The following is a 21571-nucleotide window of genomic DNA, read 5'->3' on the forward strand; positions in this document are numbered from 1 at the left end:
CGAGGGCGGCGCGACGGCAGGCTTTTTTTTGCCTGTCTTGTTAACTATCGGTTTTCAGTTAACTAATAACTAAAAGACCTGCGCGGAGCGCGGGTCCTCGATTGCCTGGAGACACCCATGACTGATTTCGAACGTTTGCCCGCTGATTTCTGCAGCGATGCTGCGCACGCTTTCACCATTCCTGCCAACTTCTATACCAGTGCGGCTGTATTCGAGCACGAGAAGGAAAAGATCTTCGCCAAGAGCTGGATCTGCCTAGGGCACCGCAGCGAAGTGGCGGAAAACAATGCCTACATCACCCGTGAAGTGATCGGTGAAAGCATCATCGTAATTCGTGGCCGCGACAGTGTTCTGCGCGCCTTCTACAACGTGTGTCCGCATCGTGGCCACCAATTGCTCGAAGGCAGCGGTAAGGCCAAGAACGTGATTGCCTGCCCGTATCACGCCTGGACCTTCAAGCTGGACGGCGAACTGACCCACGTGCGCAACTGCGATCAGGTTGAAGCCTTCGATAAAGGTGACTTCAGCCTGGTGCAATTGCGCGTCGAGGAATATGCCGGCTTCATCTTCGTCAACATGGACCTTGACGCCGGTAGCGTCGAAGACCAACTGCCGGGTCTTGAAGCCCGTATGCGCTCTGCCTGTGGCGTGATCGACAACCTGCAACTGGCGGCGCGCTTCGTCAGTGATACGCCAGCAAACTGGAAGTCCATCGTCGACAACTACATGGAGTGCTACCACTGCGGTCCAGCGCACCCGAGTTTTGCCGACTCGGTGGACGTCGGTCAGTACGTCCACACCATGCACGGCAACTGGTCGCTGCAGTACGGCATCGCCAAGTCGTCCGAGCAATCGTTCAAGGTCGACGAGTCGGTCAGCGATCCTTCCTTCGCCGGTTTCTGGGCCTGGCCGTGCACCATGTTCAACGTGCCGCCGGGCGCCAACTTCATGACCGTGATCTACGAGTTTCCGGTCGATGCCGAGACCACTCTGCAGCATTACGACATCTATTTCCTCAACAAAGACATCACCGAGGAACAGCAGAAGTTGATCGACTGGTACCGCGAAGTGTTCCGTCCGGAAGACCTGCGCCTGGTGGAAAGCGTGCAGAAAGGCCTGAAGTCCCGCGGCTATAGAGGCCAGGGACGGATCATGGTGGACAAGGAGCGCAGTGGTATCAGCGAGCACGGTATCGCGCACTTCCACAACCTGATCGCCGTATCCCACCTCGACTGATAATGCACGCGCCGCTGGCCCCTAGGGTCGGTGGCCGTTTGCGGAGTACCTTGCGTGAAACTCAATGATTGCAACCTGTTCCGCCAGCAGGCCTATATAAACGGGCGCTGGTGTGACGCCGACAACGGCCGCAGCGTGGACGTCCACGACCCGGCCAATGGCGAACATCTGGGCCGCGTGCCGTTGATGGGCGGCCCCGAAGCCGTGCGTGCCATCGAAGCCGCTAATGCCGCGCTGGAAGGCTGGCGGGCAAAAACCGCCAAGGAGCGCGCACAGATCCTGCGTCGCTGGTTCGAGTTGCTGCTGGAACACGAACAGGATCTGGCGCAATTGATGACGTTCGAACAGGGCAAGCCGCTACACGAAGCCCTCGGGGAGATCCGTTACGCCGCGTCGTTCATCGAGTGGTTCGCCGAGGAAGGCAAGCGCATCTACGGTGACGTGATTCCCAGCCCAGCGGCGGACAAACGCCTGCTGGTGATCAAGCAGGGCATTGGCGTTTGCGCGGCCATTACACCTTGGAATTTCCCGGCCGCGATGATCACCCGCAAAGCCGCGCCTGCACTGGCCGCCGGTTGCACACTGGTGATCAAACCCGCAAACGAGACCCCATTCTCGGCGTTGGCCCTGGTTGAACTGGCCGAACGTGCCGGCGTGCCTGCAGGAGTCATCAACGTGGTCACCGGCGATGCTCCGGCAATTGGCGCACAACTCACTGGCCACCCGCTGGTACGCAAGCTCAGCTTCACCGGGTCTACGCCGGTAGGCCGTTTGCTGATGGGCCAATGTGCCGAGACCATCAAGAAGGTTTCCCTGGAATTGGGTGGCAACGCGCCGTTCATTGTCTTCGAAGACGCCGACATCGACGCGGCGGTCGAAGGCGCACTGGTCGCCAAGTACCGCAATGCCGGACAAACCTGCGTCTGCGTCAACCGCTTCTACGTGCATGACGCCGTTTACGAGCGTTTTACCGCTCGCTTTGTCGAGCGTGTTCGCGAACTCGGCGTCGGTCATGGCTCGGCAGAAGGCACGCAAATCGGCCCGCTGATTACCGACAAGGCTGTGGCCAAGGTGCAGAGCCTGATCGATGACGCCACCGACAAAGGCGCCGAACTGCTGCTGGGCGGCAAGCCTCATGCGCTGGGTGGCAACTTCTTCGAGCCGACCGTGCTCGGTGGTATCCGCCTGGGTATGGATTTGTTGCAGGACGAAATCTTCGGCCCGGTCGCTGCGCTGGTGCGGTTCTCCTCGGACGACGAAGTGATCGCGCTGGCTAATGACACGCTCTACGGATTGGCGGCGTATTTCTACAGTCGAGACATTGCCCGCGTGTTCAAGGTCGCCGAGCGTCTGGAGTACGGGATGGTGGGCGTCAATACCGGGCTCATCTCCAACGAGGTCGCGCCGTTTGGTGGCATCAAGCAGTCCGGCCTGGGACGCGAAGGCTCCAAATACGGCATCGAGGACTATCTGGAAATCAAGTATCTCTGCCTGGCGGTCTGAGCCGGGTGAGCTTTTACCGGGGGCGCGTGCGGCCGCTGCCGCCCCCTGTTGCAGTTGAGGTGAATCATGGCCAACACATATGAAATGTTCAGCGTGCAGGTGACCGCCGTGGAACAAGTAACTTCGCAGATCAAGCGTTTCACCCTAGCGCGCGAGGATGGCCAGCTGATGCCGGCTTTCACTGGCGGCAGCCATTTGATCGTACGGATGCAAGGCGCCGACGGGCAACTTTTCAGCAACGCTTACTCGCTGATGAGCGATCCCCGTGACTTGTCCCACTATCAGATCGGCGTGCGTCTTGAAGAGCAGTCCAAGGGTGGTTCTGCATACATGCACCAACAGGTGGAGGTCGGCTCTGTGCTGACCATTTCCACCCCGAACAATCTGTTTGCGCTCGATCCACAGGCCGGTCGCCACGTATTGATCGCCGGTGGCATCGGTATCACACCGTTTCTGTCCCAGCTGCATGAGTTGCAAGGTGGTGCCGTGCCTTACGAGTTGCACTACGCGTTCCGCAGCCCGGAGCATGGTGCCTTTCAAGGTGAACTGGCCGAGGGCGCGCACGGGCAAAACGTCAGTTTTTACATTGACAGCCTTGAGCGTCGCCTGGATCTTGCCGCTCTGTTTGCCGGGCTGACCGATGACGCCCACGTCTATGTGTGCGGCCCGAAGCCGCTGATCGATGCGGTCATCGAAGGCGCGAAAAAAGCCGATATTACCGACACGCGTGTGCACTTCGAACAGTTCGCCGCTGCGCCTGCTAGCGGAGGAGCCTTCACCCTGGTATTGGGCCGGTCCGGTCGCGAACTGCGGGTGGAAGAGGGCATGACCATCATTCAGGCCATCGAAAACGTCAAGGCTGCCCAGGTTGACTGCCTGTGCCGCGAAGGTGTCTGCGGTACGTGCGAGACCGCCATCCTCGAAGGCGAAGTGGATCATTTCGACCAGTACCTGTCCGACGATGAAAAGGCCTCCCAGCAGACCATGATGCTATGCGTCTCGCGGGCACGCGGCGAGCGTCTGGTGATTGATCTCTGATCAGTCTACTGTCGGTTGCGATTGCCCTCTGCTCTGCGTCAAGTAGAGGGCCAAAAGCAGCCCACAGCCCGCCGTCAAATGAGTTGACACCTGTGTATACTGCTGTCCCCGGCACCCCGCACAGGACCGCACATGACGGAAAACAGCTTCGCCTTCCGCCTGAAGGAATTGCTCGAACTCAATAAGCTGACGCTGCAAGTCGTGGGCACAGCACTGGGCATCTCGCGCACTTCGGTACACAAGTGGACCCGTGGGGGCGAGATCGATTACGACAACCTTCGCAAGCTAGCGGATTTCCTCAAGGTCAACTGGATCTGGCTGCGTTACGGCGAAGAAGCCCTGCGCGATGTACAAGCTGCCGAGACCGTGGAATTGCCGATGACCGACCTGCGCCGCCGCTACACTTCGCAGATCATGGAAAGCGAAGAGCGTATGAAGCTGGCTCAGGAAGGCGCACGCATTGTCACTTGGGAGTGGAACCTGATCAGCGATGAACTGACTTATTCACCCAATGTCGAAGCGGTGTATGGCTGGCCAGTCAATTCCAACGAGGAATTCTGGCGCCATCTGCCGGCGGAAGATGTCGCCGCGATGCAAGCCATGTACGAGCGTGCCATCAACGAAGGCAGCGGCTGTGAATTTGACTTTCGAATTTTCCAGCCCGATGGCGAACTGCGCTGGATTTCCTCGCGGGCGACAGCGGTCAAAGATGCAGTCGGGCGAACGGTTAAGATTGTCGGTATTAGCATGGACAACACCCTGCGCATGATGATCGAGGAGGAACTACGCAATAGTGAAGAGCGCTTCCGGGCAATCTTCGAGCTGGCCTGGGGCGCCCTGGCTTACATCGGCCTAGATGGTGGTTGGCAGCGAGTCAATGGTAGCCTCTGCGAATTGCTGGGATACAGTGCTGATGAGTTGTACGGCATGACGTTCCAGGATATTACCCATCCCGACGATCTGCCGAAGAACCTCGAATTGCTGCGACAGCTTCTGTCCGGCCACATTGAGCGCTACGTGGTTGAAAAGCGAGTGCGCCGCCGTGATGGCAGTCACCTCTGGGTCCGTGCGCGTACCTCGCTGCAGCGCCGCCGCCAAGACGGCTTGCCCGACCACCTGATTAGCGTCTTCGAAGATATCAGCGCCGAATACGTCGAACGTGAGCGCCTGCAGACACGCATTTTGGAATTGGAAGCACGTTTGCCACAGCGCCCTTGAAACATTGCCGGCACTCATTGATATCGAGAGCTTTTTTATAACACTCTGAGTGCTGCGCGCGGTTAACCGCTCCTGGAAACGTCGTGGCCTTGATCAGTCTGCGAATCATGAGCAAGGTCTCCTAGCGTCGATATAGAAACCCAATCTGATGTGTTTACACACTCTGGGCCGATTGCTGCCTGTCGAAAATAAGTCCAATCGATCCAGTTGGACTATGCGTTATTTGCTTCCACTGTCTCGAAAGGCGAAGCGCTCAAGTCTTGGCAGGCGCCAGTCGGATGAACAACTCGTTGATCTGTGTAATCAGGTGCCGAAGCGATTTTTAAAAATTATCACTTTGTAATCTTGAAAAATGCGTACATCACCCCGTACATCGAAAGCGTTGATCAAAGAAAAATATTAATGCTTTCAAAGAGAAAGAGCGCGGATTTCTGTCTCGTTTCCCGTCCAAAATTATGATCTGCAGACGTCCAATGAGGTTTGTAAGTCATTGAAATCAGCACTTTCGGGTCATTTTTCCGTTCCATCGGGTTCTACTGAAAGCCACCCCCCAGCCACATATTATTCGTACGTTGAAACGTACATCGAAATGCGGTCTTGAGGTGTTCCAGTTCTCCAAGATGATGCATCACTAGAACCCGTAAATCTCTCCTCAATCGATCGAGACGAGGAGATGTCCGCATGCATTTGCCAGATACGGGCGTTCGCAATGCAAAAAAAATCGAAAAAAATTACGTCCTCAGGGACATGAATGGCTTGCACCTGCTTGTCTGCGCGAAGAGTGCAGAGAGTCCGCATCTTCTTTGCAGTGTTCTTTCTCGCCTGGCGCCATGGAGATTTCGCGGTGCGCTTTAGCGAGTGGTTGCGTTGAATAGTTGAAACAGCGAAGGGGCTGTTGCCGGTGGGTGGCCAAATGGATGACTCGGATAGTGCTCCGCACTGCTGCATTCGCATGGATCACCTGCGCCCAGCTCAAGTATCTGCAAAAGTATGGAATGCCCCGACAATTGACTGATCTCACGGCCCAAGCAATGGGGTGTTATCATTGAATATTTCTCATAATGGCTGAAATTTTAATCTATTGTGACTCTTAGTCCGTTCACATAATCTCAATTTCAAGATTTTAATAATAATTGGTAGGAGGTCCTTGTGGAAGTTGATGACTCTGAACGTCAAACCGTAGCAAGTACAGGTGGTGGCAGGCAGATGTGTGGTTAACCAACCTATGCAGAGTGTTGATGTGGCAAAGGCTTCTAGGTTATTGAGTTTCTCAACTAATAGCTACTGGCCGAGTTTTATTAAGGCTTCATGAAAAATAATATTTTAAATGTTCCATAATATGCCGCTCAGGGAGTGGGTTGTCATTTTCTTAATCTTTCTGTGAGCTAAAATGCATAGAGTTTATAGAGCAGTCGGAGGGTTTCAGGTTTCCCTTAAATTGTACCAGGTGTAAGACCGTACTTTTTTGCAATCTTAGTGCTGCTGACAATAAAAACAACTTTCAGGGGTATTCAATTATGCTAACGACAAATATAACGGCGCTGGAGGGGAAGCTTGATAATCAAGCAGAGCCCTTAACTCAGGGTGTTTCGATCATCGATAGTAGTCCTATGTTGCCATTCCACTGGCGTTTGGTGCTGCAGTCAGCTGGTGGTCCATTCTTGGATGGTTGGTTGCTGAGTATTATTGGCGTAGCGTTGATCGGTATGACACCGGCGCTAGGTCTCAGCGGGACGGATTTGAGCTTCGCCGGCGCAGCTGCATTGATCGGGATCTTCTTCGGCGGCTTGGTGTTTGGGCGTTTAACTGATGTCGTTGGTCGGCAGTTGATGTACACCATTGACCTGATAGCATTAGTGATCGGTTCGGTGCTTTGTGCTTTTGTAGAAAGCGCCTGGCAAATCATACTTTTGCGCTTCGTCATTGGCGTTGCGATTGGAGCTGATTATCCGATTGCCACTTCGCTGCTGGCTGAATGGCTTCCGACAAAGCGCCGTGCTGCCATGCTGGGTTCGTTGGTGGTTGCATGGTTCCTGGGGGCAACCGTAGCCACATTCATCGGTTTTGCCATGGTCGAGTTTCTCGGTGAAGGTTCCTGGCGCTGGATGCTGGCTACCTCTGCTGTACCGGGTCTGATCATATTGCTGATGCGTATTGGTACGCCGGAATCTCCGAGATGGCTCATTTCTAAAGGTCGTCTGAAAGAAGCTGATGCCGTAGTGAAACGAATATTTGGTCCGAAAGCTGATTTGTCGACCATCCTGGAAGTAGAATCCGATCGCCCTAAACGCGTGGGCTACTCTGCCTTGTTGCGCGGTGTATATCTCAAACGCACGTTCTTCTGCGGCATGTTTTACCTGTGCGCCGTTACTCCGGTATTTGCAATCTATACCTTCGGGCCAACAATTTTGAAATCCTTTGGGTTAAATGACGGAAACTTGAGCAATATTGGATATGCCCTGATAAGTCTATTGTTTCTGCTGGGCTGTTTGCCGGCGTTGCGCATGAGCGAAACCGTTGGCCGCCGTCCGTTGTTATTGTGGTCGTTTGCTTTGATGGTAGTGCCTTTCCTGGCGCTGGGTATCGCGCCTCAAGCTCCGGTGGGCGTCATAATTTTCTGGTTCTGTTTATATGCAGTAGCGTCAGGAGGGCCGAATATCCTCGAATGGTCTTACCCAAACGAGCTGTTCCCAACTGATATACGCGCAACTGCTATGGGTGTGGTCACTGCGGTGAGTCGTATAGGAGCAGCGTTAGGTACATTTTTGCTACCCTTGTCCTTGGAACATTACGGCGATGGTCCAACTATGTTGATTATCGCAGGTATGACAGCAATAGGATTTATTGTATCCTTTTGGTTGGCGCCGGAAACCAAAGGTCGCTCATTAAGTGAAACCAGCGGAAGTTAAAAAGTATCGCACAACAAAGGACTTAGAGCTTAGTTAATACGCAATTATGTTATATAAATAATGCCTTGACGAGTTCGAGGCATTATTGTTTGCGGAAAGGTTAAGCCCATTGGGGCATTTTCTGCCCACCCCCGACGTGTCAAGCTAACGTCCTATTGCACAGTTTGAGAACGCGGGAAAAAGTTGATCGTGTCTAGTGAGATAATGGTCAAGCGGGTAATTTTTAGCCTGGAACAACTTTAGACTGCTAACTGGATCACTCGGGAGCGGCCGCTATCACGCGGACTGAGCCAGTCCGGGCATACTCACCTGGAGTCGCGGGTGGACTCGAGAAAAACACCTCGAGAAGAAGTACAGTAGAGTCTACGTTCAGCAATTCTCTGCCTCCCTCAATGAACCCGCCCCTGGATACACCCCGCCGTTGTTGATGAAGATTTGAGCCATTCCCAGGCCAATCCAGCCTCAATCTGGTAACGTTGAGCCCAGATTGAGCCGGCTATACTATAATAAATTGTCTACGATTGAATACCTGAACTTCAGAACCTGAATTGTGCTGGTGGCCAATCTTCTGCTTACCGGCTAAGGCGTTGTACTTATTTTATGGCTTCAATAGGGGTAATAATTGATGTTCCATCTTCCTTTGTTAAACGCATTGAAAACATTTGTTGTGGCAGGTCATTACCTTAATTTTACTAGAGCGGCGGATGATTTATTGGTATCGCCATCGGCGGTAAGTCATCAAATTCGAATCCTGGAAGATTATCTCTGTATTAAATTGTTTGTGCGTCAGAACCGTACATTGACACTGACCGATGAGGGGGCTCATCTGCACGCGGCGCTTGAAGGTCCATTTGATCACATTGCCCGGGCCATTCAAAATGCATTACAAAACCGCGGGACAGAGTCGCTACGTATTGCGCTTAGACCGTTTTTTTCCAGTGCGTGGTTGGCTCCACGACTAAATGCATTTTGGAGCATCCATCCGCAAATTGAGATTGATCTGATTCATAGCATAAAAATGCCGAATTTTATGATCGACAATATCGACTTGGCGATTGTCTGGGGCAAGGGCAATTGGCCGGATATGGTGTCACAGCGCATATTGCCCGGTAATTTGACAGCGATTTGCAGCGCTAGTTTACTGCAGGAGAAAGGCCGGCCAGAAGCACCGACGGATTTAGAGTGCTTCACATTGATTCACGATGAAGATAGAACAGCATGGGGTGATTGGCTGAGAATGTCGGGTGCTTCTCATGCTAAGTTTCATAGTAATCTTAGCATTGATGATACTAACGTTAGAGTGCAATCGACTCTGAATGGCCAAGGGGTGATGTTGGGTTGTCCTGCATTGCTTAAGCGAGAGCTGGAGCAGGGTGAGTTGGTGCAGTTATTTGATATGTGTCTGGATACATATGGGTATTATCTTGTGTATCCGAAGAAGTTACAGTTAACAAAGCAAATGGAGATATTCGTGAACTGGATCCTGCTACAGGCTGGTGGTTAAGGTTAATAGTCGTTTTTGACTATGTTCACAGTTTCGTGCTAATTGTCAGGTAGATTAGTAGTGCGCACAAGTAGATGGGGGTGAATAGACTCATGGCGACAGCGCTTCCTGCTCTGCAGCTTTAGGTTTTATATATAAATTTCAGGCTGTTGAATGGGCTGAGCGCTTTATTTAGAGTTCAGTGCGTATTTTTAGCACGAATCGGTTTTAATGATAGGTTCGTTTAGCTCAATAATGTATCCGTCCGGGTCCAAGACAAAGCCAAGCATCCGGGTTCCGTGATTCATCGCTTTAGCCGGACTTTTAATGGTGACGCCTTGATGTTCAAGATATTCCATTGCAATAGTGACATTTTCAACATTAAATGCCAAATGACCGTATCCAGAACCTTTTTCATAAGGGACGGCGGTATCCCAGTTATAAGTCAGTTCCAGCGTTGTGGTTTCGTTTTCCGGACCAAAACCAACGAATACATTAGTGAATCTCCCGTCCGGGTAATCATTCCTTCTCAGCAGGCTCATGCCCAGGATGCGCACATAGAAATCTAACGATTGCTCAAGATCTGCAACCCTGATCATGGTGTGATCTAAGCGAAACTTTATTGGCCGCTTCATTGTTAATCTCATTTATATAGAGTGTATTTTTAAATCAGGGTAGAACCACTGAAGAGCACTTGGTTGATGGGTTTGCCTTTTATTCAACTATCAGCGCGAAATATTCTGGTTCGATACAACTGAATTGTTCCAAATAAATACCCCTCCATCATCGACGCTATAACCAAACCTGCTCTGATCGGATGAATCCAGAATCATCGCCGACACCCGGACGTCCCTCCTCACTTTGCGGATGATGCCGCTCGAGGAAACCCACCCAGGCCCCGATTTGATCCAATCCCCAAGTCAATTCACCTCGATTCGTATTTTATCGAATTTCCATCTGATTGAATGTTTAGTTTTTCTCATCGATACCTGAAATTTGCTTTGTTACGGTCCGGATTTTTTTTTGAGAGTATTTAGCTCGAAATCATAGTTAATTTGATTGCTGTGAAAAAACAATAAAGACAGTGCGAATTTTATACATTTAGCCGTATGAGAGGATCCAGCCAGATGACTAAAAAACTAACAAAAAGCCCGATTGCGATTTCTGAGTTCGACGCCAGTTATGATACAGGTGGGGTCGTTTATTCTCTCCCGCCTCAGTGCTATTCATCAGAAGAATTTTATCAATTTGAGCTGAATGCGGTTTGGGGGCATGAATGGTTTTGCGTCGGTAGGGCTAATGATATTCCAAATGCAGGCGATTATTACACGATCAATATGAGTAATGATCCGCTGATTGTAATCCGCGATCGTAGCGGTTCAGTAAATGTGGTGTCTAATGTTTGCCAACATCGTGGTATGCGTATTGTCGAGGGGCGGGGAAATGCTCGACGGCTCCGTTGCCCGTTACATGCATGGGTTTACAGCACCGGCGGTGAGCTTATTTCTGCACCGGGCTTGAGCGATAATGATGATGAACAGTTCAATGTTAAAGATGTCTGCCTGCCTAAGATTCGTACAGAGCTCTGGGAAGGCTTCATCTTTATCACCCTTGATAAAGATTTACCGCCGTTGAGTGATCGCCTCGCCCACCTGGGAGAACAGCTGAGTAACTATAAGATGGCTGATCTGCGGGCGTGTGAACCGTTGCAAATGGAAGAGTTTGACTGGAACTGGAAAATCTTTAACGACGAATGTTATCACTGCTCTGTTCTGCACAGCAGTTCTTGGGGTGAGATGTATCCTCTGCCAGCGGGTTCTGTCGATGAAAGTGTCAAGTTTAATAATGTCGGTAAAGGTCTGGTTTCTTATAATCTTATCAGCCCTCATAAAGACGCTGCTCCGACCCATACCGGTACGATTCTCTTTCCTGCACTGGAAGGTTTGACTGATGAAGAGCGTAGTCAATTGACTTACGTGACGATTGCACCGAATCTGCTAATTGTCGCGATGCCTGACAAAGTTAAGTATTTCCTCTGGTTGCCCAAGGGGGTGAATAAATCTTATTACGGTGTGTCATGGATGTATCCGGAATCGACGTTGAAAATGGATGATTTTCATAAGCACTTTCAACAGGAACATGATGATTTGTGGCCTGTAATGCAAGAGGATTTGTTTGCATGGAAGGGCTGTCAAGAGGGTTACAACTCTCAGTTTGCAGCGCGTGGCCGCTTGACACCAGAGGAGCAGGTTATTAAGCGGTTGCAGAACTGGTTGATCGAGAAGTATCGCGCAGAACACCAAGCAGCTGCTTCATAAAATAAATCTAACTGATGGGTTGGGTCGATTATTTTTCACTGAGTCAGCTCTACCTAGATTTTACTATTTGTCTGGTTACAAATCAGAGCGTTATACACGGGTGATCTCATGGCCAAAAGCAATGAACTGATGCTCAAAGTCGCTGCGAAGGTAAAACTGACACACGATATTGTTGGTCTGACATTGGTCTCTGTCGCGGGTGAGGCACTGCCGCAATGGCGGCCGGGTAGTCATATTGATTTGACGTTGAACGCTGCCGCTGACAATGAGGATGATTTTGCCAACGAAAAAATAATGCTGCGGCAGTATTCCTTATGTGGAGACTATCACGACAGTAGTCGTTGGCAGATCGCTGTATTGCGTGAGGAAAATGGACGCGGAGGTTCGCAATTCATTCACGAACATCTCCGCGAGGGTGACACTCTAAAAGTATCTGTACCCCGCAATCACTTCGCGTTCGAACCACGTGAAAAATGTTTGTTTATTGCCGGAGGTATCGGTATTACGCCAATTTTGCCGATGATTCGTCAAGCCGATGCAGAGGGTATGGAGTGGCGGTTGGTGTATCTGGCACGCGATCGCACCCGCATGTCTTTCCTCGATCAATTAAAACTCTACGACCAGTCTCGGATTTACCTCAACTGTGATAAAGAAGATGGTCTTATCGATCTGCCGGCATTAATGGCGACCTGTGATGAATATACTTCAGTGTATTCCTGTGGCCCGAAACCTTTACTTGATGCTTTAGACGCTCTGCACGATAAACAGTCGACCTGGACGTTGACTATTGAACGTTTCGCCGCCAGTGGCCCGGTGGATGTCACTGGAAAAGCGTTTGATGTCGTCATCAATAGTACCGGTCAACGAATTCGTATTCCGGCCAATATATCAATCCTGGCTAAGTTGCGGGAACACGGGTTTAAAGTTAAAAGTTCCTGTTGTGACGGCGTTTGTGGAACGTGTGAGACGGCTGTGCTTTCCGGAATTCCAGATCATAGAGACTCAATACTCTCTGAAGATGAAAGGGCGGATAATGATCATATAATGGTCTGCGTCTCTCGCGCCCTGTCCAGTGAACTGGTTTTGGATTTGTGATTTCAATAATAACTTAGGTAATGCTATGTCTATTAAGTACGTTGTTGTTACAGGTGGTTCCGGACGTGTCGGTGGCTACGTGGTTCGTCAGCTGTTGAATAACTATGAAGTCATTGTTGCAGATTTGGTGCCAGGTGATATTAATGCTGGCTATGTAGAAACCAATGTATTGGAGTTGGATCAGCTACGTGCTGCCTTTAAGGGGGCTGATGCAGTGGTGCATCTGGCAGCGTTGGATTATGACTTGAACTGTGCTCCAGAGCACTACGTTGATGTCAATGTCCGAGGTACCTGGCATGTGTTACAGGCGGCCTCTGAAATGGGCGTAAAAAAAGTCGTGCTGTGCTCCAGTGTGTCCACCTGTGGTTTGTCTGAGATGCGTGCCGACTGGAAGCCAGAATTTTTGCCAGTGGATGAAAGTCACGAAAACAAACCGGTTCAGGCCTATAGCGTCAGTAAGCTCGTCATGGAGCAGATGGCAAAGAGTTTTGTCGACGGCACAGATATGGATGTGATTTGTCTGCGTCCGCTGGCAGTAGTGTTGAATGAAACATTGGACAAATATATTGAATTTGTCGATACGCCAGGACGCAATTGGTTATTCTATTACGTGACCGCTGAAGATGTGGCTACTGCTTTTGAGGCGGCTTTGAAAGTAGAAGGATTGCGTTTTGGTACCTTCTTCCTCAGCGCGGATGATACTTCTCATCCGCAACCTACGCTGAAATGGTATCAGCACGTTATTGGCGACCTGCCGATTATTAAAGCACCACGACGCTATCAAGAGAATCCTCGGGCATCAATCTTCAGCAGTGCTAAAGCGAAGGAGATTCTCGGCTGGCAGCCTACTTCAAACTTCGATGAACTGCGTGCCCACGCCAATCGTCAGTCGCAAACATAATAAAAGGAAATAAATCATGAGCTCTACTCGTGCTGGTACAGTCGATTGGACCGGTGATAATCCATTCATCTATCTTAAGACAGATCCGGAGGGTAATTGGTCATCACTCTCTCTTTATTTTCGAATTGCGGCATCTTATTATGGTCGTGGTCAGGCTATTTTGGTGCTTGAAAATCCGTATCAGCTAGAAGATGACAGCGCGGTTCGTCTGTGTCTGACTGATAACCTGAAATTGGCGCGTTATCTTATAGAGCACTTCGTTCGTCGCTTTGGTCTATTCCGCGCTGCTGTAGCTCTCGATAGACTGGAGTATATTGCCGATGCACAGTTTAATACAGAGGCGGATTATCCAAGGCATGTAACTGAAACTGCTTATTCTCCGAGTAAGGAAACGACGTTGAGCATGGTCTGGAATAATCTGCAAGATACGTTTGCTGTAGTGCTACCGCCAGAAGAAACCCAAACAGGCGAACATGAAATGTTTTGTGTATTCCAACCGGCCAGTAGTGCTGTGGTTGAAGTCAATGGCCTACCCATCGCCGGTAATACTGTCGAGCGTGATTTCTTCGGCCGTCGGGCACACTCAGCGTCTATGGCTAATAGCGAAAGTTGGGTTAGCGTAGGCTGAAACGTTGAAATTTGTTAATAAAATTTTCTGTATTAATCTGGTGCTCAACAGCTTCAATAGGGCAATTTGCCTGCCGGATTAATGTTATCAATGTCAAGAGCCTCTGATGCTTGATAGGCATTCTGATACTGGAGAACGATGATGATGAATATTATTGCCGATCAGAAAGCATTTTCCAAAGTGAACCGATGTGATCCTCAGTGGAGCGGAATGTGTCGGGTCAACGAAATATTGAGTGATGATCGAAAATTATTATTGCACGCCGGACCACCGTTTCCATCGATAGATAAAATCCCTGTGCCGGTCATGAATTCACTGTGTATCGGTGCGATTTATGAAGGTTGGGCAGAAGACTACATTCAGGCACGTGAGAAGATCTTCAATGGTGAAATCATCGCCGAACCAGCTCAGGATCATGACATTGTAGTGCCGTTGGCAGGTGTCGTCTCACCCTCAATGATGCTGATGATTATTACGGACAGTCATAATCCACATGCCCGCAAATATTCGGTGCTAAATGAAGGGATGGTGCATTGCACCCGACTCGGTAAACTCGATCCGGCTTTGCAAAACCATCTTACCTGGCTTAATGGGCCACTCTCTGAGTGGCTGAGTAAGCGCCTTGTTCAGCCGATTAATTTATTGCCGATTATCTCAGCGGCTTTAGCACTGGGTGATGATTGTCATGGTCGTACTATTGCAGGATCGGCACTGGTAGTTGAACAGTTGGTGCACGTAAGTGGTGATGAAATATCGGAAGAAATCAAAGTGTTTTTTCAGGCTTCGCCAGCATTTTCCCTGAATATCTGGATGGCTGCCAGTAGCCTGATGTTGGCTGCAGCGGAAGGAGTAGAAAACTCGTCTCTTATTACCCGCGCCGGTGGTAATGGGTATGAGTTTGGTGTGCAGTTTGCATCAAAACCAGGTCGTTGGATAACGATGCTAGCGCCGCAAGTGAAGGGTGATATTGAGTTGGCCCATGCTGCTCGAACGGCCGTCGGAGCTATCGGAGACAGCGCGGTGGTCGATTTTATGGGGCTGGGTGGTCAGGTTTTGAATACGGCTACAGCTTCTTATGACAATCTGCGTGCTTACCTGCCGGCAGATGCGCTGACTCGTCCTGATAAAGCACTGGTCGGCCCCATTGACGGTTTCGGCGGTCGTCGAGGCGTGACGAGTGCGCGTCAGGTTGTGGGCAATGAAGGTGGTCCGATGGTGCTGCTCGGAATGATCGATGATCGCGGCGACGTAGGTCGGATCGGTGGTGGGGTTGTCGATGTGCCGGTCGCATTCTTCCATTCTGCAATGCGAGAGGTGGGTTTATGAGTTTTTATAATAGAAGACTGCATACGCTAAGTTTATGCCAAGCTCTGGCCGGCATTCAGCGAGGAGATATTTCCACAGTCGATTTGATTCATGCTTGCTACGATCAAATTGAGGCCAGGGAAGGGCAGGTGGGAGCCTGGCATTTTTTATTGGCGCGTGAACATTACCTTGAGATGTACGAGGCAAAGCGTGACTTTTATGACTCGAGTAGGCTTAAAGGTTTGCCCATTGGTATCAAGGATATTATCGATACGGCCACTATGCCCACAGAGATGGGATCACAAATCCATGTTGGACGCCGTCCTCTGGCCGATGCCTCCTGTGTCACTCTTTTACAAAATGCCGGGGCTATCGTGCCCGGAAAGACGGTGACGACTGAATTTGCTTATTTCAAGGCGGGTAAAACAGTAAACCCCCAAGATTTTCTCCGTACGCCGGGCGGTTCCTCAAGTGGTTCGGCCGCCGCTGTAGCAGATTTTATGGTTCCAGCTGCGCTTGGGTCGCAGACAGCAGCTTCTGTGATCAGGCCTGCTGCCTATTGCGGCGTGGTGGGTTATGTCGGCACTTGCGGCGAATATTCTCTTCGTGGCGTACAGCCCTTGGCGCAATCTTTGGATTCGTTAGGTTTATTGGCTCGTTCGGTTGAAGATATCGGACTGTTGCGATCGGTGCTGCTGAATCGTGCTCAGATAGCACCAACATTGCATAAGCCACGCCGTATCCTGATCTGCCCAGGAGCGAATGTAGGTGATACCGATCCGGCAATGGTAGATGCGATGATTCGCATGACTCAGGCTATTCAAGATCAAGGTGTTGAAACCGAAGAGCTGGATAGCTGTGATCTGCTGAAGCAGCTTGTAATTTATCACCATAAGATTTTGGCTTATGAGGCGTTTCGTAATCTGAATGAGGAAGCGCAGCAGCTGGATAAAGTCAGCCCTCAGTTCCGTGATTTGATGTTGTTGGGGCAGACGCTCAACCATGCCGAATATTTGAGTGCACTGGAATCCGTCCATAAGATTGGTCATTGGTTGTGGACACATCATTCTGGCTTCGATGCCATTCTGGCGCCCGCAGCGCCGGGTGTAGCCCCCAAAGGTCTTGAAAGCACAGGGCAGCCCCATATGAGCAGACCATGGCAGGCACTGGGCTTGCCGGTTATTACGCTGCCAGGGCAGGTAGATGACGACGGTATGCCGTTGGGCGTTCAGCTAGTTGGTAAAGCTCGTCAGGATGACATATTGATTGATCTGGCCTGCTGGGCTGAAGGAATTCTTAAACTTGGGTGAGTCCAACTACGGCACTGCTTGGGATGGTCTGAAGTAGCCATGTGTTTCTGGCTGACTTCGGTCACCGCCGATTTTGAACGTGGCGAGTCGATCCAAAACGCTCAGATCACTCACTCATTCCTGTTTTTTTAGCCGCTGCGAGCACCTCGCGGCGGCTATTCCCCACATTACAGGCGCACCTCTACTGCATTGCTCAGTAAATGTCGACGGGCTATCCACAGATTCGACAGCGCAAACAGCGTCACCAGCTGTGCCGTGTTCTTGGCCAGGCCACGGAAGCGCGTCTTCACATAAACGAACTGGTGCTTGATCACCCGGAACAATGGGATGGACTCCCCCTTACCTGCGCCTTGGCTTTTTCGATCTTGCGCTTGATTTTGTACAGGACGCTGCGCTTGCCCAATTTCTGGTAGGTGCTGCGCCGGGCGGCAATCTGCCAGATGACCTGGCGACCTTCATGCTCGGGGCGTTTCTCCACTCCGGTATAACCGGCATCGGCACAGACCACGTTTTCGTCGCCGTGCAGCAGCTTATCGACCTGCGTGACATCGGCCACATTGGCCGCCGTGCCCACCACGCTATGCACCAGGCCCGACTCGTCATCCACACCGATATGGGCCTTCATGCCGAAGTACCATTGATTGCCTTAATGAGATGGTCAGCCCGGTTCGAGAAATCCGGTGAGTCTAGACTTACCGTGTTTCTCTCTTTACCGAAGGAGGATCTCTCATGAGTACCGTGACGCTTCTGGGTATCGACATCGGCAAGAACACCTTTCACCTGCATGGCCAGGACGGCAGAGGAAATCAGCTCTTGCGCAAGAAACTAAATCGCAGCCAGTTATTGCCGTATCTGGCGCAGTTGCCGAACTGCAAAATTGCCATGGAGTCCTGCGGAGGTTCGCAGTGGCTGGCTAGGCAGATCGAAGGCTTAGGCCATCGCGTGCAGTTAATTGCAGCGCAGCATGTGAAAGCCTACGTCACCGGTAACAAGAATGACTTTATCGATGCAGAGGCCATCTGCGAAGCCGCGTCGCGCCCCAGAACCCGCTCGGTTGCGGTAAAGACCCTTGAGCAGCAGATCCTGTCGACTGAGCACAAGCTGCGAAAGTCTTGGGTAGATAATCGCACGCGAATCATCAACCAGATGCACGGCTTTCTGCTGGAGTTCGGCATCATTTTCCCCATTGGGAATGCTGCTCTGGAACAGGTGCCGGCGTTAATGGAGCGCCATGAGCTGCCGATTCGACTGTGTAATGCAGTTGAGCGAATGCTGCTCGATATTCAACGCCTGACGAGAGATATCAAGGCGATTGATGTCGAGATCAAGCAGCAATTGTCTGAGGACGCCGCAGGCATGCGCTTGTTGAGCATCCCCGGCATCGGCCCTCTCACCGCGAGCGCGCTGGTGGCCGACGTCGGCGACGCTTCGACGTACAAAAGCTCACGCGACTTTGCCGCCTCACTCGGGTTGGTACCTCGACAGTATTCAACCGGCGGCAAGACGAGCTTGCTCGGTATCAGCAAGCGCGGCGACAAGTATCTGCGCTGCCTTCTGGTGCAAGGCGCTCACGCCTTGATGATCCGAATTGACAAGCGAAACGATGCCCTCGGGGCTTGGGTGAGAAACCTTTTGGCGCGCAAGCCCCCAAACAAGGTCGCCTGTGCGCTGGCCAACAAAATGGCAAGAATCGTCTGGGCTGTATTAGCCCGAGGCGGGAGCTACAACGCTCAACAAATGGCTTGATCCAACCGAGTGACTACCGGCTTTTGCGACGACAGTGATGATGACGATAAACGGCAGACATCCCGACTGAAATCCTGAAGACCAAGATAGCTTTTTTGCAGCTGGTGCCTTTATCAAGGACAGTGGGGAGCGACTTCTCATCAAGGGCCGAGCAATAATCACTGTGCTCACCATGAGCCCGGATACATTAGCGCAAGCATGCTTTACCGTTTATCAAAGCTGGGTTGCAGGAGGCGGGCTGACCATACATTCTTGGCCTGGTGCATTTCCGGGTCGCGCTTGCCGTCCTGGTTCTTGGTCGAACTCGGCGCATGAATCAGCGTGGCATCGACGATGGTGCCCTGGCGCAGCGACAGGCCGCGATCACCCAGGTAGCCATTGATCACGCCCAGAATTCCTGCCGCCAGCTCGTGCTTTTCCAGCAGGCGACGGAAGTTGAGGATGGTGGTTTCGTCGGGAATGCGCTCCAGGCTTAGCCCAGCAAACTGGCGCATAATAGTGGTCTCGTACAGTGCCTCTTCCATCGTTGGAACGCTGTAGCCGAACCAGTTTTGCATCAGATGGACACGTAGCATCGCCATCAGCGGATAGGCCGGACGACCACCATCACCCTTCGGGTAGTGCCGCTCGATCAGAGTAATCAAACCCTTCCACGGCACCACCCGATCCATCTCGATCAGGAACAACTCTTTACGGGTCTGCTTGCGTTTGCCGGAGTACTCGACATCAGCGAAAGTCATTTGCTTCATCGGAAAACTCGGCGGGTGGAGTCTGGGTATTTTGCCAAAGTCAGGAAGTCTTCTTCAGATGTTTCCCTAGGGAAACCTTCAGCTCTATCGAATGCTCTGCCCGCAATGCCGAGCTCGGCAGATTCGCAGCCGAAGCGACGCTTGAGTCTGATCCCGGTGGCAGGGGGCAAGAGTATTGATCCAGTTTCTCGGCGAGATAGTTTTAGTCTTCACATAATCCCAAACGTTGACGTTTACATCTGCTCTTTGATTACGGCCCTGGGTAATTCTGACGAGGATGAGTAGCTAAGCTGCTTTCTGGGGGCATAGGATCGACGGAAGGATGGGAAACGCCGAAGTAGAAACCATCGAGGAACCGAAACCTGACCAACATCGTTTCAACGCAGCTGAAAAAATTTCAGAAGATGTTGAAAAACTACGTCGACACAATTCAGCAGTACGAGCTTTTCAGGCTTGCGCACATTGGGATTACTCGCGCCAGGGCTAAATGTCGGTGGCTGATTCGTCCGGAGCAGGAAGGTGAGGCAACACTGATTCGGGCCTCGATCAGGATCAAAGCCGCTGGCGGCTTCCTCAAAGACATGCGGACCTGAAGGAAGGGAAGAATATGCGGACAATCAGCCACGAAGAGCACGTCCTAGAACAATATGGTCCTCGCGACATTAGCTGGCGCCGGGCTACAGACGACTGCCTGGCTGAAGCTGGTCATCACGCATACGTTGGTCGGCATCAAGAAGCACTTCATTTGGCTCAGGATGCTTGGGTGAGCACACATGGAAATATGCTCGGCATTCGGTTCAGGGTGCGGAGTGTGAAGATCAGTATTTATGGGCTGCATCCGATAGCTGAGCTGGAATACTGGGAGAGACATTGGTCACGGGTACTAGTTATGCCCAGTGGTATTTCGGCTGGTGGCACGGATATGGTTGGGTGAGAATCTGCACTCCCCCAAGTGAATAGGAGTTGATTGATGGCCAAGGCTTCAGAGGCGCCAATCGATGCGCCGAAAAAAGGCGAGCAATGGGTAAGGCTGGATAGTGATTCCACCTGCCGGGTGATGTGTGACCCTGTTGAGGGTTATGTGATGGCCCGATACAAGGGCGCGATTCCGTGGGTCATGCATGTGAACGACTGGGCCAAGACCTTCAAGCGCACTGAAAAGTAGATATCTGGGTTACTGCCCGCACCCAGAAGCTTCTGGCGTGGCGCCGGCACAGGATAGAGAGGAGTTGAAAGTGGACGAGTTATTAAGCCGCGTTCAAGAATTGCACGGGCAGAAGATCTCCCGGAGCAGGGCAGCGAAAGCGTTGAGTATTCCGGTGTGGAAACTCGATATCCTGATCAGCCACTTGGGCCTCAATTGGCAGCGTCGAATCCAGGGCGGCACCGTGGAAATCAACGGTATCGTCGATTCGTGGGCCGGGCACAGTGAGCGATTGGGCATACCGGTTGGTGCGCTTCGGTGGCGCGTGAAAAATCGCGGCACCATTGAAAAGGAAGAGGTGGCGCCAGTGACCGAACAAGAGGCCAGACAGTTCACTGATCTACGCAAGGCTGGCCTTCCGGCGTGGGCAGCCGCAGCACGGGTAGGGCGCCCCTACGCGAATCTGCGTGCGGCGGCGATCAAGTACTGCGAGGATTATGCGGTAGCGGTCATCGACGCGCCCCGGATCAGACGATCGCTTGAAGAAATTCAGGCGACCAAGGCCGCCTGATTCTGTTGGTTTTTATACGGAGGTCACAAGAGCTGGTAGCACGCGGATTTGATTGCCGAAGTAATGCATATCGACGCTCGTTCACCCCCGGCCGACGCTTTTTCCTTCTTTAAGGCCACTGGGTTACCTATCGCCGCTGACACGGCGCCGCGCACCTGGAAGTTGCCTTCGGCTGTTACGACTGTGGTGGTAGTGAGCCGGTGCGACGGCGAACCCTGAGTATTCGTTATCGAGCGCAAGCGCACCTGTAGACTCGAAACTAAAGCAGCAAACGTCATGCGTTTGGGTCGATTTATTCGTAGTTTACAGGTGCATGTTCCACCCTCGCTGACAGCTACCTGCCAACCGTTACCAGTATCGGTGAAGGTGGGACGGACTATCTATATTGGGTCGATTCTGTTGAAAAAGTCGGATTTT

General features: G+C 51.6%; 16 protein-coding genes and 2 pseudogenes. 15 read left to right on the top strand and 3 right to left on the bottom strand.

The features are described 5' to 3' along the window. Positions 1-117: 117 nt before the first annotated feature. The 6 genes from ACX3YD_RS09875 to ACX3YD_RS09900 all read left to right on the top strand — a co-directional run bounded on the left by ACX3YD_RS09875 (position 118) and on the right by ACX3YD_RS09900 (position 9408). A complete protein-coding gene (locus ACX3YD_RS09875; RefSeq protein ID WP_458959816.1) occupies positions 118-1236 on the top strand; it encodes an aromatic ring-hydroxylating oxygenase subunit alpha in 1119 nt (372 codons plus the stop codon). A gap of 54 nt (positions 1237-1290) precedes the next feature. Then, the gene (locus tag ACX3YD_RS09880) at positions 1291-2739 is read left to right on the top strand and encodes an NAD-dependent succinate-semialdehyde dehydrogenase (RefSeq protein WP_458959817.1); all 1449 of its coding nucleotides are present in this window, start codon (positions 1291-1293) and stop codon (positions 2737-2739) included. A gap of 66 nt (positions 2740-2805) precedes the next feature. Continuing rightward, positions 2806-3777, top strand: coding sequence for a PDR/VanB family oxidoreductase (locus ACX3YD_RS09885; protein ID WP_458959818.1), 972 nt, complete (start codon positions 2806-2808; stop codon positions 3775-3777). Positions 3778-3909: 132 nt separating this feature from the next. Then, on the top strand, positions 3910-4995 hold the full coding sequence (locus ACX3YD_RS09890) for a PAS domain S-box protein (protein ID WP_458959819.1): 1086 nt from the start codon (positions 3910-3912) through the stop codon (positions 4993-4995). A 1517-nt stretch (positions 4996-6512) separates the two neighbouring features. Beyond that, entirely contained in the window at positions 6513-7904 is a 1392-nt protein-coding gene (locus ACX3YD_RS09895; protein WP_458959820.1) for an MFS transporter, read from the top strand. Between the two features lie 625 nt (positions 7905-8529). After that, entirely contained in the window at positions 8530-9408 is an 879-nt protein-coding gene (locus ACX3YD_RS09900; RefSeq protein ID WP_458959821.1) for a LysR substrate-binding domain-containing protein, read from the top strand. Between the two features lie 191 nt (positions 9409-9599). Here the strand turns inward: ACX3YD_RS09900 and gloA are convergent, their stop codons facing one another. Continuing rightward, a complete protein-coding gene (gloA, locus tag ACX3YD_RS09905) occupies positions 9600-10022 on the bottom strand; it encodes a lactoylglutathione lyase (protein WP_458959822.1) in 423 nt (140 codons plus the stop codon). A gap of 492 nt (positions 10023-10514) precedes the next feature. On the opposite strand from gloA, the gene ACX3YD_RS09910 reads away from it, so the two are divergent. From ACX3YD_RS09910 to ACX3YD_RS09935, 6 genes are all read left to right on the top strand, one after another. Then, positions 10515-11705, top strand: coding sequence for an aromatic ring-hydroxylating oxygenase subunit alpha (locus ACX3YD_RS09910; RefSeq protein WP_458959823.1), 1191 nt, complete (start codon positions 10515-10517; stop codon positions 11703-11705). Between the two features lie 108 nt (positions 11706-11813). Then, on the top strand, positions 11814-12800 hold the full coding sequence (locus ACX3YD_RS09915; RefSeq protein ID WP_458959824.1) for a PDR/VanB family oxidoreductase: 987 nt from the start codon (positions 11814-11816) through the stop codon (positions 12798-12800). A gap of 25 nt (positions 12801-12825) precedes the next feature. Further along, positions 12826-13701, top strand: a complete 876-nt coding sequence (locus ACX3YD_RS09920; RefSeq protein ID WP_458959825.1) for an NAD-dependent epimerase/dehydratase family protein — start codon at positions 12826-12828, stop codon at positions 13699-13701. A gap of 16 nt (positions 13702-13717) precedes the next feature. Continuing rightward, positions 13718-14329 (top strand): hypothetical protein, encoded by a 612-nt coding sequence (locus ACX3YD_RS09925; RefSeq protein ID WP_458959826.1) that lies wholly within the window; start codon positions 13718-13720, stop codon positions 14327-14329. Positions 14330-14470: 141 nt separating this feature from the next. Further along, a complete protein-coding gene (locus ACX3YD_RS09930; RefSeq protein ID WP_458959827.1) occupies positions 14471-15655 on the top strand; it encodes an oxamate carbamoyltransferase subunit AllG family protein in 1185 nt (394 codons plus the stop codon). Further along, entirely contained in the window at positions 15652-16944 is a 1293-nt protein-coding gene (locus ACX3YD_RS09935) for an amidase (protein WP_458959828.1), read from the top strand. Before ACX3YD_RS09930 ends, ACX3YD_RS09935 begins: the two co-directional genes overlap by 4 nt. 167 nt (positions 16945-17111) lie before the next feature. Here ACX3YD_RS09935 and ACX3YD_RS09940 read toward each other — a convergent pair. Then, positions 17112-17590 (bottom strand): annotated as a pseudogene (locus ACX3YD_RS09940) (IS5 family transposase); the annotation flags it as partial. Positions 17591-17673: 83 nt separating this feature from the next. Between ACX3YD_RS09940 and ACX3YD_RS09945 the strand changes: the two are divergent. Beyond that, positions 17674-18690, top strand: a complete 1017-nt coding sequence (locus ACX3YD_RS09945; RefSeq protein ID WP_458959829.1) for an IS110 family RNA-guided transposase — start codon at positions 17674-17676, stop codon at positions 18688-18690. Between the two features lie 251 nt (positions 18691-18941). Here the strand turns inward: ACX3YD_RS09945 and ACX3YD_RS09950 are convergent. Next, positions 18942-19439 (bottom strand): annotated as a pseudogene (locus tag ACX3YD_RS09950) (IS5 family transposase); the annotation flags it as partial. Positions 19440-20409: 970 nt separating this feature from the next. Between ACX3YD_RS09950 and ACX3YD_RS09955 the strand changes: the two are divergent. After that, entirely contained in the window at positions 20410-20604 is a 195-nt protein-coding gene (locus tag ACX3YD_RS09955; protein WP_458959830.1) for a hypothetical protein, read from the top strand. Positions 20605-20668: 64 nt separating this feature from the next. Continuing rightward, on the top strand, positions 20669-21154 hold the full coding sequence (locus ACX3YD_RS09960; RefSeq protein ID WP_458959831.1) for a hypothetical protein: 486 nt from the start codon (positions 20669-20671) through the stop codon (positions 21152-21154). Positions 21155-21571 lie beyond the last annotated feature (417 nt).

The sequence above is a fragment of the Pseudomonas fluorescens group sp. PF-1 genome, from assembly GCF_054481335.1.

Coding starts and splice junctions, on each gene's coding strand:
- ACX3YD_RS09890 (WP_458959819.1), top strand. CDS start 3,910: ATGACGGAAAACAGCTTCGCCTTCCGCCTGAAGGAATTGCTCGAACTC.
- ACX3YD_RS09915 (WP_458959824.1), top strand. CDS start 11,814: ATGGCCAAAAGCAATGAACTGATGCTCAAAGTCGCTGCGAAGGTAAAA.
- ACX3YD_RS09925 (WP_458959826.1), top strand. CDS start 13,718: ATGAGCTCTACTCGTGCTGGTACAGTCGATTGGACCGGTGATAATCCA.
- gloA (WP_458959822.1), bottom strand. CDS start 10,022: ATGAAGCGGCCAATAAAGTTTCGCTTAGATCACACCATGATCAGGGTT.
- ACX3YD_RS09955 (WP_458959830.1), top strand. CDS start 20,410: ATGGCCAAGGCTTCAGAGGCGCCAATCGATGCGCCGAAAAAAGGCGAG.
- ACX3YD_RS09900 (WP_458959821.1), top strand. CDS start 8,530: ATGTTCCATCTTCCTTTGTTAAACGCATTGAAAACATTTGTTGTGGCA.
- ACX3YD_RS09930 (WP_458959827.1), top strand. CDS start 14,471: ATGATGAATATTATTGCCGATCAGAAAGCATTTTCCAAAGTGAACCGA.
- ACX3YD_RS09875 (WP_458959816.1), top strand. CDS start 118: ATGACTGATTTCGAACGTTTGCCCGCTGATTTCTGCAGCGATGCTGCG.
- ACX3YD_RS09945 (WP_458959829.1), top strand. CDS start 17,674: ATGAGTACCGTGACGCTTCTGGGTATCGACATCGGCAAGAACACCTTT.
- ACX3YD_RS09935 (WP_458959828.1), top strand. CDS start 15,652: ATGAGTTTTTATAATAGAAGACTGCATACGCTAAGTTTATGCCAAGCT.
- ACX3YD_RS09885 (WP_458959818.1), top strand. CDS start 2,806: ATGGCCAACACATATGAAATGTTCAGCGTGCAGGTGACCGCCGTGGAA.
- ACX3YD_RS09910 (WP_458959823.1), top strand. CDS start 10,515: ATGACTAAAAAACTAACAAAAAGCCCGATTGCGATTTCTGAGTTCGAC.
- ACX3YD_RS09920 (WP_458959825.1), top strand. CDS start 12,826: ATGTCTATTAAGTACGTTGTTGTTACAGGTGGTTCCGGACGTGTCGGT.
- ACX3YD_RS09895 (WP_458959820.1), top strand. CDS start 6,513: ATGCTAACGACAAATATAACGGCGCTGGAGGGGAAGCTTGATAATCAA.